Source organism: Nitrincola sp. A-D6 (genome assembly GCF_000764495.1).
Lineage (GTDB): Bacteria > Pseudomonadota > Gammaproteobacteria > Pseudomonadales > Balneatricaceae > Nitrincola.
On the sequence record NZ_JRLB01000055.1, the window covers coordinates 1 to 17070 of the forward strand.

The 17070-nt window shown below is 52.3% G+C and carries 18 protein-coding genes; 8 read left to right on the plus strand and 10 right to left on the minus strand.

All coding sequences use genetic code 11. From position 1 onward, the window contains the following. Positions 1-175: 175 nt before the first annotated feature. From LH51_RS10140 to thiI, 3 genes are read left to right on the plus strand one after another with little or no spacing between them, the layout of a single operon-like run. Positions 176-517 (plus strand): zinc ribbon domain-containing protein YjdM, encoded by a 342-nt coding sequence (locus LH51_RS10140; RefSeq protein WP_036522039.1) that lies wholly within the window; start codon positions 176-178, stop codon positions 515-517. Positions 518-543: 26 nt separating this feature from the next. Then, the gene (locus tag LH51_RS21430; RefSeq protein WP_200881961.1) at positions 544-1101 is read left to right on the plus strand and encodes a THUMP domain-containing protein; all 558 of its coding nucleotides are present in this window, start codon (positions 544-546) and stop codon (positions 1099-1101) included. Continuing rightward, positions 1089-2021: a thiazole biosynthesis protein gene (thiI, locus tag LH51_RS21435; protein ID WP_200881962.1), complete on the plus strand. Its 933-nt coding sequence runs from the start codon at positions 1089-1091 to the stop codon at positions 2019-2021. The genes LH51_RS21430 and thiI overlap by 13 nt, the downstream gene beginning before the upstream one ends. Here thiI and LH51_RS10150 read toward each other — a convergent pair. The 3 genes from LH51_RS10150 to gcvA all read right to left on the minus strand — a co-directional run bounded on the left by LH51_RS10150 (position 2015) and on the right by gcvA (position 5415). Beyond that, the gene (locus LH51_RS10150; RefSeq protein WP_036522041.1) at positions 2015-2971 is read right to left on the minus strand and encodes a YbgA family protein; all 957 of its coding nucleotides are present in this window, start codon (positions 2969-2971) and stop codon (positions 2015-2017) included. The two genes, thiI and LH51_RS10150, sit on opposite strands and share 7 nt — an antisense overlap. A gap of 54 nt (positions 2972-3025) precedes the next feature. Continuing rightward, entirely contained in the window at positions 3026-4396 is a 1371-nt protein-coding gene (gene hglS, locus LH51_RS10155; RefSeq protein WP_144244243.1) for a 2-oxoadipate dioxygenase/decarboxylase HglS, read from the minus strand. An 86-nt stretch (positions 4397-4482) separates the two neighbouring features. Beyond that, entirely contained in the window at positions 4483-5415 is a 933-nt protein-coding gene (gene gcvA / locus LH51_RS10160) for a transcriptional regulator GcvA (RefSeq protein WP_052063647.1), read from the minus strand. A 146-nt stretch (positions 5416-5561) separates the two neighbouring features. Here gcvA and amaB point away from each other — a divergent pair, with 146 nt between their 5' ends. The 4 genes from amaB (at position 5562) to LH51_RS10185 (ending at position 9302) form a co-directional block, all read left to right on the plus strand. Then, positions 5562-7055 (plus strand): L-piperidine-6-carboxylate dehydrogenase, encoded by a 1494-nt coding sequence (gene amaB, locus LH51_RS10165; RefSeq protein ID WP_036522043.1) that lies wholly within the window; start codon positions 5562-5564, stop codon positions 7053-7055. A 42-nt stretch (positions 7056-7097) separates the two neighbouring features. Next, entirely contained in the window at positions 7098-8372 is a 1275-nt protein-coding gene (gene amaA / locus LH51_RS10170) for an L-pipecolate oxidase (protein WP_235263651.1), read from the plus strand. Positions 8373-8453: 81 nt separating this feature from the next. Next, positions 8454-8711 (plus strand): type II toxin-antitoxin system prevent-host-death family antitoxin, encoded by a 258-nt coding sequence (locus tag LH51_RS10175; protein WP_036522045.1) that lies wholly within the window; start codon positions 8454-8456, stop codon positions 8709-8711. A 324-nt stretch (positions 8712-9035) separates the two neighbouring features. Then, positions 9036-9302, plus strand: coding sequence for a DksA/TraR family C4-type zinc finger protein (locus tag LH51_RS10185; protein ID WP_036522047.1), 267 nt, complete (start codon positions 9036-9038; stop codon positions 9300-9302). A gap of 77 nt (positions 9303-9379) precedes the next feature. Here LH51_RS10185 and LH51_RS10190 read toward each other — a convergent pair whose 3' ends face one another. The 7 genes from LH51_RS10190 to LH51_RS10220 all read right to left on the minus strand — a co-directional run bounded on the left by LH51_RS10190 (position 9380) and on the right by LH51_RS10220 (position 15916). Further along, positions 9380-9961 carry a LysE family translocator gene (locus tag LH51_RS10190; protein WP_036522048.1) on the minus strand — a complete coding sequence of 194 codons (582 nt, stop codon included), beginning with the start codon at positions 9959-9961 and terminating at the stop codon, positions 9380-9382. Positions 9962-10035: 74 nt separating this feature from the next. Next, positions 10036-10878 carry an AraC family transcriptional regulator gene (locus LH51_RS10195; RefSeq protein ID WP_036522050.1) on the minus strand — a complete coding sequence of 281 codons (843 nt, stop codon included), beginning with the start codon at positions 10876-10878 and terminating at the stop codon, positions 10036-10038. Between the two features lie 212 nt (positions 10879-11090). Further along, positions 11091-11816, minus strand: a complete 726-nt coding sequence (locus tag LH51_RS10200; protein ID WP_036522051.1) for an aspartate/glutamate racemase family protein — start codon at positions 11814-11816, stop codon at positions 11091-11093. 21 nt (positions 11817-11837) lie between these two features. Next, a complete protein-coding gene (locus LH51_RS10205) occupies positions 11838-12632 on the minus strand; it encodes an ABC transporter permease (protein WP_235263652.1) in 795 nt (264 codons plus the stop codon). Between the two features lie 2 nt (positions 12633-12634). Beyond that, positions 12635-13498 (minus strand): ABC transporter permease, encoded by an 864-nt coding sequence (locus LH51_RS10210; protein ID WP_235263653.1) that lies wholly within the window; start codon positions 13496-13498, stop codon positions 12635-12637. Between the two features lie 54 nt (positions 13499-13552). Continuing rightward, positions 13553-14773 (minus strand): ABC transporter substrate-binding protein, encoded by a 1221-nt coding sequence (locus LH51_RS10215; protein WP_235263654.1) that lies wholly within the window; start codon positions 14771-14773, stop codon positions 13553-13555. A gap of 111 nt (positions 14774-14884) precedes the next feature. Continuing rightward, a complete protein-coding gene (locus LH51_RS10220; RefSeq protein ID WP_036522052.1) occupies positions 14885-15916 on the minus strand; it encodes an ABC transporter ATP-binding protein in 1032 nt (343 codons plus the stop codon). Positions 15917-16169: 253 nt separating this feature from the next. On the opposite strand from LH51_RS10220, the gene LH51_RS10225 reads away from it, so the two are divergent. After that, positions 16170-16874 carry a GntR family transcriptional regulator gene (locus LH51_RS10225; protein WP_036522065.1) on the plus strand — a complete coding sequence of 235 codons (705 nt, stop codon included), beginning with the start codon at positions 16170-16172 and terminating at the stop codon, positions 16872-16874. Positions 16875-17070: the final 196 nt, after the last annotated feature.

The following is a 17070-nucleotide window of genomic DNA, read 5'->3' on the forward strand; positions in this document are numbered from 1 at the left end:
AAACTGGGCAGTAATAATGTAAATGAGTAATAAGGGGGAGTATGATCCCCCTTTAGCTTGCAGCCCCTTCGCACCAGCCATAGAAAAATTATCCATTTTCTGGCATGATGCGCAGCCTTCAAGGCCTTGTCGCTACGCAAGGTTACTATCTCCCTGCTAAAGACAAGGTATGGCCATGAGTGATCTGCCTAACTGCCCGGCCTGTGGGTCGACCTATTCCTATGAAGACGGGTTGATGTTTGTCTGCCCTGAGTGTGCGCATGAGTGGCCCAAAGAGGCTGTTGCAGATGCTGCTGAAGAAGGTTCCGGGATTCGCGATGCCAACGGCAATCCGCTGCAAGACGGCGATACGGTTACGGTGATCAAAGACCTTAAGGTTAAAGGGTCGTCACTGGTGGTGAAAGTGGGGACGCGGGTGAAGAATATCCGTTTAGTCGGTGGTGATCATGATATCGATTGCAAAATCGATGGTATTGGACCGATGAAACTCAAGTCTGAATTCGTTAAAAAAGCCTGACAGGAACCCTGATTACCCCAACTGCCATGAAATATATTATTCGTTTTTTCCCTGAAATGACGGTGAAAAGCCGTGCCGTTCGTCAGCAGCAGATCAAGCAGCTGAAGAAAAATATTCGCCAGATTGTCAAAGAGATCTGGGAACCTACACGGGTAGGTGGCTGTTGGGATCTGCTGGAAGTGGAGGTTGAGGAAGACGCACCGGAAGCGATTACCACGCAAATCAGTGATGCGCTTACCTGTATCCCTGGTATACATCATTTTATGGAAGCACAGGAATACGAGCTGCCGGATTTTGATCGTATCTGTGAACTGACCCTTGAGTCTGTCGGCGATTCACTGCGTGGCCAGACTTTTGCGGTGCGGGTGCAACGCGCGGGCGTGCATGAATTCCGTTCTATCGATCTGGAACGTTATGTCGGTGGCTACCTCTTTCAACATACCGATAACGCCGGTGTGCGCCTGAAAAATCCGGATCAACTGGTGGTGTTACAAATTCATCATCAGCGCCTGTTTATTATCAACCGTCGCCTTGAGGGCATGGGGGGTTATCCACTGGTACCCAGGAAAATGTGGCCACGCTGATTTCTGGTGGTTATGACTCCTGTGTGGCCACCTGGCAGATGTTGCAACGTGGCATCTATACCCATTTTATCTTCTTCCGTCTCGGTGGCCCGGCGCATGAAGAGGGGGTTAAACAGGTGGCTTACTACCTGTGGCAGCGTTATGGACGCTCGCACCAGGTCAAGTTTGTTACCGTGCCCTTTGAAGACGTGGTGGAAGATATTCTGACCCAGGTGGATAATGCGCTGATGGGGGTGGTGTTGAAGCGCTGCATGATTCGTTGCGCAGACCGGATTGCCTACCGCTTGAAAACCACCGCACTGATCACCGGTGAGGCGATCTCTCAGGTATCCAGTCAGACGCTGACCAATCTGCAGGTTATCGATCGGGCCACGGATCGCTTGATTCTCCGGCCCCTGATTACCACCAATAAACAGGCGATCATCGATCAGGCGAAGATGATCGGTGCGGCGGTGTATGCTGAAGCGATTCCTGAATACTGTGCGGTGATTAGCAATCGTCCAACAACGCGAGCCAAACTGCATGAGGTAGAAGCGGCAGAGGCTAAACTGAGTCCGGCGGTCATGGCGGATGCGCTGGCGTTGGCCAGCTACCAATCTATTACCGACATTCCGGCTGATCTGGCGGCCCGAGAGATCGCAACAGATCTGTTACCGGTTTCGGCAGCGCTCAATGATCAGGTGGTGGTGCTGGATGTGCGTGCCCCGGATGAGGTGGATAAGGCTCCATTGCCCCAGTCTAAGGTTGAGGTTCTGGCCATGCCTTTTTACCGCCTGCACAGTGGCTTTGCTGCACTGGACCAGAGCCGCGAATACTGGCTCTATTGCGACAAGGGAGTGATGAGTCAGTTGCAGGCACAGAACCTGCGCGATGCCGGCTTTGACAATGTGCGTGTTTGCCCGGCTGAACTGGTTCAATAACCGTAACGCAGTTTCAGCTCTTCAGGGTGCGGGTTCAGGTAAACCTGCTGGTCGACGAAGGGCTCTTCAAACTCATTCAGATAGTGTCGAATCAGCGTCACAGGTACCAGCAAGGGCAGCAGGCCTTCGCGGTACTTGTCGATGCTGCCTTTGAGTTCCTGCTTTTGCCTGGCATTCAGACGATCGGAGAAAAATCCCTGAATATGTTGCAGCACATTGGTATGGCTGCGGCGATTGGCATGGTGCATCAGTGTCTGCATAAACAGGGTGAAATAGTTGTGTGCATCCTGGTCCAGATCATCGGTGAAGTTGGCCACCAGTCGACCTAATTGACGGTAATGCTCCTGATGATGGGCCATCAGCAGATACTTGTAACGGGTATGAAAGGCCACGATGGCTTTGCGGCTGAGCCCTTCAGCCAGCAGAGTGTGCCAGTCATGATAGGCAAACACCCGGGTGATAAAATTCTCTCGCAGCACCAGGTCATGCAGACGACCATCTTCTTCTACCGGCAATAACGGGTAGGTTTCCATCAGCCTGCGGGCGAAGACGCCGACACCGGCTTTCTCGCTGTAGCCGGTCTTGCCGTCATAAAGTCTGACGCGCTCCATACCGCAAGTCGGCGATTTGGCGCAGACGATGTAGCCACTGAGAAAGTTCAGTTCAGCGGTTTTCTCAGTAGCATAGTCACTGAGTTGTTCCGTGACATCAAAGCTGTCATCGCTGGCTTTAACACGGACTTCACCTTCGTGATTTACCAAGCGAATGGTTTTGCGTGGTGTGCCCATGCCGATGGCCATCTCCGGGCAGACAGGTACATAGTGAAACACCCGCGACAGTTCATCCATGCAGTAGCGTGATTGCTTATGCCCACCATCAAACCGGACCTGTTCGCCCAGCAGGCAGGCACTGATACCTATTTGAATTTGATCGGGTTTGAATACTGACATAAGTAACGTCCACTGAAGACCTGGTAAGCCTTCAGTTTACAATACTTGGGTGATTTAGGCGAAGTCGGAGGCTGTGAGTTGTTTTAATGTACGGTTAAGTGATTCCTGTTCCAGATCAGCATAACGCTGAAATGGATCGAGTACAGCGGTGCCCAAAGCGTCTTCAAAGGCGTCCTGATTGCCCTGGCCAGCCTGAAGTGCTTTATCCTCATCACCCAGGTTGGATTGGAAGATACCGGCGGCACTGACAGGCAGGAAGTCTTCATAAATAATCGGCTCAGCCAGCACCAGTCCATCATCGATTAGTTGTTCCAGTATCGGCAGGCTGCTCAGGGGTGCGGCTTCACGACCTTTATCAGACAGGCGGTAGCGGAAATAGGCGAGTTTCTGTGTGCGCAGAGTGTCTTCATGATCAGGGAAGGTTTCAAAGGCCTGGCTTAACTGCTGCTGATAACTGGCATTGTTCTGCTCCCCGGCAAGGTGTGTCAGCGCATTATTTAACAGCCGATCATAAATTTCGCGACCCTTGAGGGTCAGTGCCATGCCGCGTTGTTCAATTTCACCAAAGCGGGCGGTGTGCTGCCCTGTACTGCCATCAGTAAAGCGCACCGCTTCCTGCAGGGCTTTAAAACTGGTCTGGCGTAACAGCACCGGACAATGCTGCCGGGGTGGCCCTTCGATCACCGCCTTGGGCGTAATATCATAGTCCGGCATGCGTAGCTGTACAGCATCGATATCCAGGGTGCGCGGGGTGAGGTGATTGATGTGTGGACCACGAAAACATACTACATCCGCTATCAGACGGTGCTGCTGCAGCAGTGCCTGATAGGTTGCCGCATCGACAGTGGCTGTATCATGCCAGCGGAAGGTTTCCAGTGCTTCGGTAATCAGGGCTTGTCCCTGTGCCGCGTTGAGCCCCCCTTGTTGTTCAGCCAGCTCAACCAGTTGTTTCAGGGCGGGGGTAAAAATATCACGTTGTTGCAGTATCTGGCTGGCTTGTTCACGCAGGGTTTGATCCTGAATCAGTTCCAGGCGCAGCAGGGAAGTGAAGATGCGAAACGGATTTTGCTGTAGCGCCGCCTCATCGACCGGGCGAAACGCGGTGGAGTGAACCGGCACACCAGCGCTGGACAGATCATAATAGCCAACCGGGTACATCCCCATCACCGCAAACAGGCGGCGCAGCATGGCGAGCTCATCGGCCCGTCCGACGCGGATGGCGCCATGACGTTCCAGACTTAGGCGTTGCAGTTCGCCGCGCTCTTCCAGTGCCTGTTTCAGCGCCGGGTTGTCGGCCAGTACAGTCTGATTGACCTCATCAACCAGATCCAGCAGGGTCTGATACTGCGGTACTTCGCTGCGGTACATATCAGACATGGCGGATGAAAACAGGGTGCGCAACTGGTCTGGTGTCAGGTAGGTCATATCCACTGGAAAATTCCTGGTTGAGTCATTTTTTGTTATCAGAACAGATAAACAAGTCCTGCGACAAGTGAAACTTTTCTTTGAGATCATTCCAAAATTTCGTTAACGCAGGGTGATGTTGAATTCAGATCCTGCTCCAATCGAGTGGCAATCCAGTCAGTGAAACGGCTTATTTTACTCAACTCCGCCTTGTGTTCCGGGTAGGCCATATAATAGGCGTCGCGGCTTTTCAGCGCATAATCCCAGGGAATCACCAGCTTGCCTTCCTGCAGCTCTTCGGCGGCCAGAAAACGCGGCACCAATGCCACTCCGCAACCGGCTTGCGCGGCGCGGATGGACATATAAAAGCTGTCAAAGCGCGGGCCGTGATAGCTTTGTTCGGTATAGAAACCCTGAGCCTCAAACCAGTCATGCCAGGCTTCAGGGCGCTGCGCATTCTGCATCAATACCAGGCGGGTGAGTTGTATCGGGTTTTGCAGGCCTTTCGCAGTCAGTAGCTCAGGTGAACAGACAGGCACCACTTCCTCATCCAGCAAATGCACACATTCAGCACCCGGCCAGGCACCATGACCAAAGAAAAACGCTATATCTATGCGTTCCTTTTCCATATCAAAAGGTTCAGCGCGGTTGGTGATATTCAACGAGATGTCCGGGTGACTGAGGCGAAAGCCTTTCAGACGGGGGATCAGCCAACGCGATCCGAAGGTAGGCAGCGTGGCAACATTCAGTACTTCGCTGTCAGCACCATAAGAGCGCATATAGCGTGTCGACATTTCCACCTGTGACAGAATTTTTCTCACCTCCGTCAGATATACCGAGCCTTCTGGCGTGAGTTGCAGGCGTTTGCGCACGCGCCGAAACAGATGATGGGCAAGGATGGTTTCCAGTTGCGACACCTGTTTGCTCACCGCGCTCTGTGTCAGGCTGAGCTCGTTCGCGGCACGGGTAAAGCTCATATGCCGAGCAGCGGCTTCGAAGCATTGCATGGCACTGAGTGATGGGAGGTGGCGTTTATTCATTGGCTTGGCTGCCTGTCATGAAAAAAAAGAATGATATTGGTCAAAAACGTCGCTTGTGTAAAGCCCTGACAACTGAGCATACTCGGGTTAAAGCAATTCCGAGAACTAATTCCGAGAGCTAATTCCGAGAACTAACAGGAGTGACCATGATTAAGGCAATAATGCAGCGTTTGGGTGTCAGCGAAACCAACTGGCAGGGTGGTGATCTTAGCGTATTTTCACCGGTAGACGGGCAAGTGATTGGTCAGGTGAAAACCGATACCCCGGCTGAGGTAGAGGCGAAAATCACCGCCGCACAATCAGCCTTTGAACAGTGGCGTTGTGTACCTGCTCCACGGCGTGGTGAACTGGTGCGCCTGTTTGGTGATTCTCTGCGTCGTCACAAAGATGACCTTGGTGCACTGGTTTCCTGGGAGTGCGGCAAGATTCTGCAGGAAGGCCTGGGCGAAGTGCAGGAGATGATCGATATCTGCGATCTGGCCGTGGGTCAGTCGCGTCAGTTGTTTGGTTTGACCATCGCGTCTGAGCGTCCCGGTCATCATATGCGTGAAACCTGGCATCCACTGGGCACTATTGGTCTGATCACCGCCTTCAACTTTCCGGTGGCTCCCTGGGCCTGGAATGCGTCGCTGGCGCTGGTGTGTGGCAACAGTCTGGTGTGGAAGCCATCGGAAAAAACACCGCTGACCGCGCTGGCATGTCAGGCCTTACTGGAACGGGCGATGCAGGACTTCGGCGACGATGCACCGGCAGGACTGAGCCAAGTCGTCATCGGTGAGCGTGAAGCGGGCGAAGTCGTGGTCAAAGACCCACGTGTCGCGCTGATCAGTGCAACCGGCAGTACGCGGATGGGGCGTGAAGTGGCCCCGTTAGTCGCGGCCCGTTTCGGCCGTTGTATTCTGGAGTTGGGTGGCAACAACGCCATGATCGTAGCGCCGAGTGCCGATCTGGATATGGCGGTCAGGGCGATACTGTTTTCGGCGGTGGGAACGGCTGGGCAGCGTTGTACTACCCTGCGTCGCCTGATCGTGCATACCTCTCTGCGTGAAGAGCTGCTGACACGGTTGAAAAAATCTTACAGTGGCATCGTGGTGGGTCATCCTTTGGAGGGCGCGCTGGTCGGTCCATTGATCGATGCGGATGCCTACCAGAATATGCAAACAGCGCTGCAAAAAGCCCGCGATGCAGGTGCCAGGGTTTATGGTGGTGAGCGGCAGTTGGAAGATCATTATCCGGATGCCTATTATGTCTCACCGGCCATAGTCGAGATGGATGCCCAGACAGATCTGGTGCGTCAGGAAACCTTTGCCCCGATTCTTTATGTGATCAGTTATTCCACACTGGATGAAGCGGTTGCACTGAATAATGATGTGCCGCAGGGCTTGTCTTCATGCATTTTCACCACGGATGTGCGCGAAGCGGAAACCTTTGTATCAGATGTCGGCAGTGATTGTGGTATTGCTAACATCAATATCGGACCCAGTGGTGCTGAAATTGGTGGTGCCTTCGGTGGCGAAAAAGAGACCGGGGGTGGTCGTGAATCCGGTTCGGATGTCTGGAAAAGCTATATGCGCCGTCAGACCAATACGGTCAATTATTCACGTGAGCTGCCATTGGCACAGGGTATCAAGTTCGACTGAACCTGCACCTGAACCAGATGCTGCAACAGCAAGGAGATGGCTATGCTGGAACAATGTCTATGGCAGCTTACATCGGCTGAGGCGCTGCCTGTCAGTCAGCGCCTGAATACAGATGTGCAGACGCAGGTCTGTATTATCGGTGGTGGCATTACCGGTTTATCCACCGCTGTACATCTGCAGGAGATGGGGATTTCCAGCTGTGTCCTGGAAGCTGATGAAGTGGGTGCAGGTGGATCTGGCCGTAATGTCGGGCTGGTGAATGCCGGCATGTGGCTACCACCGGAAGATATCTGTGAGCGCCTAGGCGCTGAACGCGGTGAACGCGCTAACCGTCTGTTGGGCGGTGCACCGGCATTGGTGTTTGAGCTGATTGAACGCTACGGCATAGATTGCGAGGCAAAACAGCAAGGCACCTTGCATCTGGCGCATAGTCAGCAGGGTGTCAAAGCCTTGCAGCAGCGCTTTGAACAGTTCAGTCGTCAGGGGGCGCCTGTTGAGCTGTTTAAGGGTGCCGAAGTTGAGGCCTTGACGGGGAGTGGAAGAATTCCTGCCACATTACTGGATCGACGCGCAGGCACAATTAACCCCTGCGCTTATACGCGTGGGTTGGGGCGGGCAGCGGTCTCCCTGGGGGCGCAGCTGTTTTGTCACAGTCCGGTAACGGCGCTGACCCGTGATGGAGACAGCTGGTTAGTGTCTACGCCCACCGGGCAGGTCAGGGCGGATCAAGTGGTGCTGGCCAGTAACGCCTATACTCAGGGTGATTGGTCGAAGCTGTCTGAGCATTTCTTTGCCGGTTACTACTACCAGGTGGCATCTGCGCCCTTGGAGGGTGATGCCGCCGCAAGCATCTTGCCTGGTGGTCAAGGCGCCTGGGATACACGTACTGTACTCAGCAGTATTCGCCGCGATAAAGCGGGCCGGTTGATGCTGGGAAGCCTGGGGCGGGGTGAGCGCAAACCTGACGCCTTTGTGCGCTGCTGGGCCAAGCGTATTCAGCAGCATTATTTTCCTCAATTAGCTGCCGTGGATTGGCAGGTCAGCTGGACTGGTCGTATGGGATTTACCCCGGATCATGTGATGCGCATCTTTGAGCCAGCTCCCGGGCTGATTGCTGCCAGTGGTTATAATGGCCGTGGCAACACCACCGGAACCCTGATGGGTAAAGGGTTTGCGCACTGGTTGGCCGAAGGTAATGACGCCTGGCTCCCTCTGCCACTGAGTCAGCCAGAACCTATCAAGCAGCGCGCCTTAGATCTTTGGCCTACGAGACTGGATTTAGCCTCTATCATGCAGGGCAATGCCTTAGAGTCCTGATCTGAACTAAACGTGCTTGATAGCCTTTTTTGATGTACTCTTTATGGTGTTATTAATAGTGCTCTTGAGAGGATTGTCCTGATGAATATTGTCACTGCCAACGATTTAAAAACCAAGGGGGTATCCGCTGTTGAAGCGGGTTTGTTGAAAGCTGAGGAAGTGATTATCTCCGTCCGCGGGCGGGATAAATACGTTGTCATGGATTTAGAAAAGTACGCCAAGTTACGAGAATACGAGCTTGAGATTGCTCTACTGGAAGCTAAAGCGGATATAGCTGCAGGGCGCTACAGCACAGGCTCTGTGGATGAGCATATGCAGCAGGTCAAGGATGGGCTATAAACTCATTTATCCAGACAGTTATCTTAAGCGTGCAAAAAAGTTTTTAAGAAAGCACCCTGAAATCCATAACCAATATCAAAAAACTTTGCAGTTGCTGGAAATAAATCCGTACCATCCCTCCCTGAGGCTGCATGGTCTGCAAGGGCGTTTAGCTGGATTGTCGTCAGTGTCAATCAACATAAGCTACCGCATTGTTCTGGAACTGGTGATTCAGGATAAAGATATTATCCTTGTCGATATAGGTGATCATGATCAGGTGTATTAATTAGGGATCAAGGAGTCTCTTGGATTTGGACATCAATCCTTTAGAAATCGGAGCGCACAATGGCAGGTGGTTGGTCACGAGATGGTGCGGTACAGGATCAAATTGACGCGAGCGTTGCCGATGCTGTGCAGCAGGCCCGGAGTAAATTAGCCAAGGGTGAGAGTGCCGTCCATTGTGAAGAGTGTGACTGTGTTATTCCAGAAAAGCGCCGCCAGGCGATTCCTGGCGTTAAACTGTGTATTGCCTGTCAGTCAGCTCTCGAAAAGCAGGAGGTTAATTCAAGCGGAATAAACCGTCGTGGCAGCAAGGATAGTCAGCTCAGGTAATTAACCTCACCCTGGTTGCCCGGATTTCTGGGAGGATTACAAATATTGGTACTTTGTAGTCATTCTGTAAATTTTCATTAAGCGAAGATAAACCGATATGCCACATAGAATAACAACAACGCCATCACTCTATTCACCCATGTCATCACCTTGGGGTTCATCGCGGCTTTTTTAAGACGAGCACCTGCCAATAAATACACACTCGGTGCACCGCATGCCATGATGGAAAGTCCCAGTGACCATAAAGCAATTTGCCCACCTTCGATCTGTGATCGTGGAAATTGCACTGTGACAATAGGTATTATTGCCACTAAAGCCTTAGGGTTACAGAGTTGTAAAATAAGGCCCGTTTTAAAGTTCACTGAAGCGTTTTTGACATGGCTGGCTTGTTGTTGAAAACTCGAATACAGGATTTTTACTCCAAGATAGGCAATATAAATTCCACCTAAAATAGCAATAAGCGATTGATATTTTATGGGAATAATCTCACTGCCAAGATAACCTATCAGTAGAAACAAGATCAGCATGGCAAGCCCCACACCGACACAGTACAGAAAAGCACGCCAGCCCTGTCCACTGATACCAGCGAACAACGCCAACATATTGGCTGGACCTGGACTGTACATAATGCCAAAGGCATAGATGATTATTTCGAGCATAAGAATCCCTCAAATGGATATTTGATAAAAATAGGTAATAGGAAAATGAGTAAAATCTAAGGTGGGTTTGGCTACTAAGTTCGCAGCAAGGTGCGCCTAAATTGATAAGGGGTGAGGCCAAACATTGGCTTGAAACGTCGATTAAAGTAACTTAAATCGCTAAAGCCGAAGGTAAAGGCGACATCGGCTAGTGGCATCCCCAGCTCTAGGGCCTCTTTGGCGCGATTGATGCGGTAATTTTGCCAATATTGATGGGGCGTCATGCCGAAATAATCCCGAAAACATCGCAGCAAGTGATACTTCGAAATATGCGCCACTTGGCTTAATTCATCCAAAGAGACTTCCTCGCCAACATGGGCGTGCAGATAATCACGTACTCGCTCAAAAACAGGGTCTTTGGCACGTCGTTTAGATTCCACTAGGCCAACAGGGCGGGGGATGCCCTGCTGATAAGCAAGATATTCAGCAAACTCAAACAACGCAGACGAATATTCCAGCGCTGATGAAGAGTCACTTTCTACCAATGCAGCCAAGCGCAAAACATGGGCCTTTAATATTGTGTCGTTTTGCACAAGCTGCTCAATCCGAAAATCTTGTACTCGGCGAACGCCCGCACTTTGCAACATAGGCAATAATTGATCAGGGTGAACGTACAGCATTTTATAATGCAGAGTATCGTCGCCACCGGAGTGGCCGTCGTGGGCGTCTTCTGGATTAAACACAATGACATTGCCAGAGTAACTTTTGTGATGTTCGCCCAATGCAAAAAAGTCCTGGCGGCCAGATAAGGTCACACCAAAGGAAAATTCTTCATGGGCATGGGTGCCGTAAGAAAAATCACTCATAGAAGCTTCAAGCAACATGATCTCATCAAGAACGGTACTTTTAGCAAATTGAAAACGATTTTCAGTCAACATCACAACCCTCTGCGAATAACCCAAATCAATAGAGGCAGATTACCCAATTCCAAACCAAAAAGATTGGACGATATTGCGAAATTAAGGCAAGCATGGATGATTTTTAGCACGGCGCAGCAACGCCAGCGCGTCGCCTAGTAGATTATCTGGGAGGCCGTGAGCTAATACGGGTAACATGGTTCCTGATGGTGAGTGCTGGATGGTATGCCTATTTATCCTCTGGTAGGCGTTGGCTCGGCGGCTTTTACTTCCGGAAACTGATAACTCAGTACCTTACTTGTCTTAAGACCCAGTCCCACCATGGCGTCGGCAAATGTCACAGCGATGCGCACGCCGTCGAGCACCGGGATAGACAGATCCGCTTCCATACGCCGAACCCACTGGCCCATACCTGCACAGCCTAATACAAGCGCCTCGCCGTTATTCAATTCGAGTGACTGGCGGGCAGCGTCGAGCACGCGCTGATAGCTGTCGGGGTCCTGTTCCAGTGCCAGCACCGGTACTTTGGACGCAAAAATGCCTGCGCAACGAGAGGCCAGTCCGTAGTGGTGCAGGTTACGGGTCAGGATCGGTACGGATCGTTCCAGCGTGGTCATGACGCAAAATTTCTGGCACAGCAGTGTGGCGGTATGCATTGCCATCTCGCCGATGCCTAGCACCGGGGCACGGGTCAGTTCCCGGGCTCCATCAAGGCCAGTGTCGTCGAAGCAGGCGATCACGTAGGCCGAGGGTGGCGTTGGACCAGACTCCAGCTGACGCACCTTGTGCGCGACCCAGTAAGCTGCCGATACTCCATCGCTGTAACCTTCAATGCTGGCCGGGGCTTCGGCGCAGCGGTGAAAGGTGAGTTGGTGATGCAAGCCACTCAGCGCGTTGCACTCACGTGCCAGTTGTTCGGTCATTGACACTGAGGCGTTGGGGTTAATGATGGCAATCATTTATCGGCATCCCTCCCTGGCTTACGCCGGAATAGTCGTAACGCAATTAACGTCAGTGCGATGACGGACAGGGATATCGCCGTGGTCAGGGTCCCCAGTGCATACAAAACAGCTGGTGACATTGGTGGTCATTGCGAACAATTCGAGTGGCAGCGTATTAAAGCTGCCTGAGGTCATCAGTGTGCGCGCGAATTCGTCATAACTGAGCGTGAACCCGAACAGACCGATGCCCATCAGGCTGGGCGCTAGCAGTGGCAGCAGAATATAGCGGAAGGTCTGCCAGTGAGAGGCACCGAGGTCCACCGATGCCATTTCGTAGCTTGGGTTAAAGCGATTGAATACAGCGAACATGATCAGTAAGCCAAACGGCAAGGTCCAGGTCAGGTGCGAACCGAAGCCAGAGCTGTACCAGGCCGGTTCGATATCCAGTCGGTCAAACATCAGCCCGATGCCAAGACTGATCAAAATGGAGGGAATGATCAAGCTGGTCAATGTCAGATAGAAAATCACTGATTGACCGGCGAAACGCTTGCGGAAGGCCAGACCGGCGAGGAAAGAAAACACCACCGTGCAAACCATGACGGCCAGTCCGAGAATCAGCGAGCGTCGCAACGAGGTTCCGAAGTTACCCACGGCCTGGGCTTCGAACAACTGCCTGAACCAGTGCCAGGAAAGACCGCGCATGGGAAAAGTCAGGCCGCCACCGGGTCCTTGAAAAGAGAGCAGGGCAATGGTCAGCGTCGGGCCGTACAGAAACAATACGAAGAGGGCGAAAAATGCCGCCAGCAGATAAAAACTGCGAGGTCGTTTATTCATGGCTACAGCTCCTTGCGTATGTTGACCAGCCGGAACAGGATCACCAGCATGATCATAACCGTGGCGAGCAGGACGATGGCGCTCGCAGCGGCAGCGGGGTATTGCAACAGGGATATCTCGTTGTAGATCATCATGCCTACGTTGGCCTTGATACCGCCGCCCATGATCTTGACTGTGACGAAATCGCCCATCACCAGGGTGAAAACGAAAATACTGCCGACAATGATGCCGGACCGGGACAGAGGCACAATAATATCCTTGAGTATTTGAAAGCCAGAAGCGCCGGCATCTACCGCCGCTTCCACCAGGTTTCGGTCGATGCGCATCATGCTGTTGAAAACAGGCACTACCATGAACAGCGTATAAAGATGCACATAGGCCAGCACCACAGCAAAATCACTGTAGAGCAAAAAGCTTAAAGGCTGGTCAATCAGCCCGCCTGACTGCAACGTGGAGTTAACCAGGCCATTGCGTCCGAGCAGGGGGATCCAGGAAATCATGCGGATAATGTTTGAGGTAAAAAATGGCACCGTGCAGATGACGAAGCAGAGTGTTTGCATGCGTGGAGAGCGTATGTGGAAAGCAAGAAAATAGGCCACCGTAAAGCCAATCGACAGGGTGAAGAACCAGGTCAGGGCCGCGTATTTGAACGTATTCAAGTAGGCTTGTAACGTGACTGGCGAAGACAGCAGATACTGGTAATTATCGAGGATAAAACCCGGTATCAGTGAGTAGGAATTGTAGTCCCAGAAGCTGACAATGCCGATCACCACGACGGGAAACACCAGAAACGCCAGTAGCACCAGCGTTAACGGCAGCGCCTGCCAATAGCTGTGCCGGTTGTGGGCTGTTATCATAGGGGCCATAAAAACTCCTTAAAATACCGGTGCCAACATACGCTGGCACCGGCGAGGTTAGGGTCAGGAAACGATGAATTCGTTCCATTTACGCACCATGTACTGGTTCTCGTCCATGACCGAATTCCAGCATGCCACGCTACCCATACGCTCTTCAAAAGAGCCACCGTCACGTACCGCGCCTGCTTTTTCCATCACATCACCGTTCGGGCTCACAATATCGCCCTGTGCCGCCTGGCCTTGCATCCAGAAACCCCATTCGTCTTCGCTCATGTGAGCCCGTGAAGTTTCCGGTGCAGCACTGTAGTAGCCCTGGCGGTTCAGGTATGCACCGACCCAGCCTGACAGGTACCAGTCGATGTATTCATAAGCCGCATCAAGTTCCAGACCCGACAGGTGCGATGCCAGACCCAGTCCACCGCCCCAGGCGCGGTAACCTTCTTTCAGTGGCTGATAAACACAGGGGACACCCTGGCTGCGCACCGCAGCAACGGCTGGAGACCACATGCTCTGGATCAGCACCTCACCCGAGGCCATCAGATTTACTGATTCGTCGAAGGTTTTCCAAAAAGCGCGGAACTGCCCGTCGCGTTTTGCAGCCTTCAGGATTTCTATGGTCTGGTCGATCTCCTCCCGGGTCATGTTGCCCTTGTCGGAATAGCTGATTGCGCCCATGGCTTCGCAAATCATCGCTGCATCCATAATACCGATCGATGGAATATTGATGATTGAGGTCTGGCCTTTGAAGGCAGGGTCCATAATGTCGGCCCAACTGGTGATGGGTCTGCCCACCAGGTCTGGTCGAATGCCCAGAGTATCGGCATTGTAAATCGTAGGGATCAGCGTCATCCAGTCGGTAGGGCTGTCGGCGAAAACAGTGGCATTCCGATCCGGAACAAACCCCACGGTGTGAGGGGCTGTTCCCTGAGCGATCTCGGCATCTTCAGACAGTTTGCCGGTAATAAACAGCGGCGAAATTTTGTCGTAATTGGTGAGTCGCCGCACATCCAGGGGTTGCATTGCACCTGATGGGAACACCTTTTTGCAGATCCAGTACTCAATATCGGCGATGTCATAGGAATTAGGTTGGGTGACTGCGCGTTGGGTAACGCTGTCGGAATCCAGGGAGGTCAACTGGAGGTTAAAGCCCAGGTCTTCCTTGCACTTGTCGGCGATGGCGTTGAGGTTAGAAACCCCGGTGCCAAACTGGCGCAGTGTCACGTTTTTGATGTTCTGCGCCCAGATCAGCGGAAAGCCGGTAATGGCGCCACTGCCCAGGGCCACTGCGCCGACACTAGCGGCACCTTTGAGTAGCTTACGGCGAGACAGCCTTTACTTTTAGAGGTCAGTTCTTCGGTGTTTTCGGGGGTATGGTTGTCATTCATCGTTGGTTCCTCAGCGAGTTGTTGCAGGTGGGTCGAACAGATTGATGGCACTCTTTTCCCAGTGCAGCGCAACACGCTGACCGAGACACACCAGAGATTCATTCATCCGGGCTTCGGGGAGGTAGCACATCACCGTCTGGCCGTCGTCCAGTCGGGTTTCCACGAAGAAAAACTGTGCCTGAAACTCGACATCAACGATGGTCGCTTCCAGGCGGGTAAGCGTATTGGGTGGGGTATAATCCAGAGGCTCGATGACCAGATGATCGGCGCGGATGGAGAAAGGGTGGCTCAGGTCGGCTGGCATGCCATCGTTGGGCTGCAGGACATTGTGTCCACCAATAAAGTTGGCCACGAATGCGGTTCGCGGCGCTTCAAAAATGTCACGTGGGTGACCGCTTTGCTCGATGCGTCCATCTGACATCACGATGGCGAGATCTGCTAAAGCAAACGCCTCTTCCTGCGAATGGGTGACATGGATAAAGGTTAAGCCAAGCTGTTGCTGTAAGCTTTTTAATTCTTTGCGCATTCGCACGCGCAAGAACGGATCGAGTGCTGATAAAGGTTCGTCCAACAGCACTACATCCGGCCGGCAGATCAACGCCCGGGCCAGAGCGATGCGCTGTTGCTGCCCGCCTGAGAGCTGACCGGGCAACTTGTCAGCAAATGCACCCATGTTGACCAGATCCAGCATTTCTTCAGCGGCACGGTGGCGTTCTGCCTTGCCCTTGCCTGCGATTTTCAAGCCATAGGCTACGTTGTCCCGACACGACAGATGCGGAAACAGCGCGTAGTTCTGAAACATCATGGCGGTGCCGCGCTGGCGTGGCGACAACAGGGTCACATTGCGATTGTCGAGCAGGATATCGCCATCGGATACATCTTCATGCCCGGCGATCATTCGCAAGGTGGTGCTTTTGCCACAACCACTGGGACCCAGCAAACAACAATAGCTGCCACCAGGTACCTTGAGGTTGATGCCATCAACTGCCCGGTGGCCGTCATAAAACTTGCTGGTTTTGATTAATTCAACCGAACCCGCCATACTATATTCTCACAAATTGTTAACAATTAATGCTAGATAAGTTGCAAGGTGAGTGCCATATTATCTAAGTGCTGAATAAGCGTCTGACTTTATACAATTTTTACCGATATTCGGCGTATTTATGCGGTTTTTTGAATGTATATTGCAATCGTTACTAGCTTAAAAAACGCTTCACTTTGGGCTCGTTAGTAGGGTTGCTGCACCGGTTCGGTGCTTTATAGAACGAATGATTGTTAATAATATCGGAGCCAAAATGAAACCCACTAATAAATCGTCCGAGATCGAACGCATTGTTACTAACATTTCCCGGGCCGTGGCTGAGCAGCGGCTGCCACCTGGTACACGGCTGGTTGAAGCGCAACTGGTTAGTAGCCTGAAGGCCAACCGCAACCATGTTCGGTCGGCTTTGCAGCGACTGGCGCTACGCCGCATTGTTAGCATCGAGCCCAACCGGGGTGCCAGCATCGCCCAGCCTTCTGTTGAAGAGGCACGGGCTGTGTTTACGGCAAGGTCGGTGATTGAACGTGGCGTTATCGAGATTCTGGTGGGTAGAGTGCGAAAACTCGACATCTCGCTGTTGAAAAAACAGCGCGACAAGGAGCAAACGGTCATTCTCAGTGGGCCGCGAGAAGCCATTATTCGCGAGTCCGGTCAGTTCCACCTGCTATTGGCGCGGCTGGCCGGCAACCCGGTGCTGGAAGAGATGCTAAACGACCTGATCACCCGTAGCTCACTGATCATTTCCCTGTATCAGAGAAATAACGACCTTCAATGTGGTTGCGATGAACATAATGACATTATCCAGGCGATCGAAGAGCGTGATCCGGGCAAAGCGGTGCAGTGCATGAGTCACCATCTAAATGACATTGAAATGCACCTGAACCTGTCGTTCTGGGAAACGCGCACAGTGGATTTTAGGCATGTATTTGAAGGTGATACTGAGCCAAAACTTACCTGAAGGAGGATCAATAGCCAAACCCCTGGCCGCAAGCCTGGAGCTGCTTGAGTGGTATCACCCTGAGTTTCCTGCTCTCATAGCGACAACTTAGATCTTTGGCTTACGAGACTGGATTTAGCCTCTATCATGCAGGACAATGCCTTAGCGTCCTGATCTGATAAGAATAACAGGCGGGATGAAGACTCGTGATCAAGCC

Excerpts from the sequence above, each read along its gene's own strand:
- LH51_RS10140 (WP_036522039.1), top strand. The coding sequence starts at position 176 with ATGAGTGATCTGCCTAACTGCCCGGCCTGTGGGTCGACCTATTCCTAT.
- LH51_RS21430 (WP_200881961.1), top strand. The coding sequence starts at position 544 with ATGAAATATATTATTCGTTTTTTCCCTGAAATGACGGTGAAAAGCCGT.
- LH51_RS10150 (WP_036522041.1), bottom strand. The coding sequence starts at position 2,971 with ATGTCAGTATTCAAACCCGATCAAATTCAAATAGGTATCAGTGCCTGC.
- hglS (WP_144244243.1), bottom strand. The coding sequence starts at position 4,396 with ATGACCTACCTGACACCAGACCAGTTGCGCACCCTGTTTTCATCCGCC.
- gcvA (WP_052063647.1), bottom strand. The coding sequence starts at position 5,415 with ATGAATAAACGCCACCTCCCATCACTCAGTGCCATGCAATGCTTCGAA.
- amaB (WP_036522043.1), top strand. The coding sequence starts at position 5,562 with ATGATTAAGGCAATAATGCAGCGTTTGGGTGTCAGCGAAACCAACTGG.
- amaA (WP_235263651.1), top strand. The coding sequence starts at position 7,098 with ATGCTGGAACAATGTCTATGGCAGCTTACATCGGCTGAGGCGCTGCCT.
- LH51_RS10175 (WP_036522045.1), top strand. The coding sequence starts at position 8,454 with ATGAATATTGTCACTGCCAACGATTTAAAAACCAAGGGGGTATCCGCT.
- LH51_RS10185 (WP_036522047.1), top strand. The coding sequence starts at position 9,036 with ATGGCAGGTGGTTGGTCACGAGATGGTGCGGTACAGGATCAAATTGAC.
- LH51_RS10190 (WP_036522048.1), bottom strand. The coding sequence starts at position 9,961 with ATGCTCGAAATAATCATCTATGCCTTTGGCATTATGTACAGTCCAGGT.
- LH51_RS10195 (WP_036522050.1), bottom strand. The coding sequence starts at position 10,878 with ATGTTGACTGAAAATCGTTTTCAATTTGCTAAAAGTACCGTTCTTGAT.
- LH51_RS10200 (WP_036522051.1), bottom strand. The coding sequence starts at position 11,816 with ATGATTGCCATCATTAACCCCAACGCCTCAGTGTCAATGACCGAACAA.
- LH51_RS10205 (WP_235263652.1), bottom strand. The coding sequence starts at position 12,632 with ATGAATAAACGACCTCGCAGTTTTTATCTGCTGGCGGCATTTTTCGCC.
- LH51_RS10210 (WP_235263653.1), bottom strand. The coding sequence starts at position 13,498 with ATGGCCCCTATGATAACAGCCCACAACCGGCACAGCTATTGGCAGGCG.
- LH51_RS10220 (WP_036522052.1), bottom strand. The coding sequence starts at position 15,916 with ATGGCGGGTTCGGTTGAATTAATCAAAACCAGCAAGTTTTATGACGGC.
- LH51_RS10225 (WP_036522065.1), top strand. The coding sequence starts at position 16,170 with ATGAAACCCACTAATAAATCGTCCGAGATCGAACGCATTGTTACTAAC.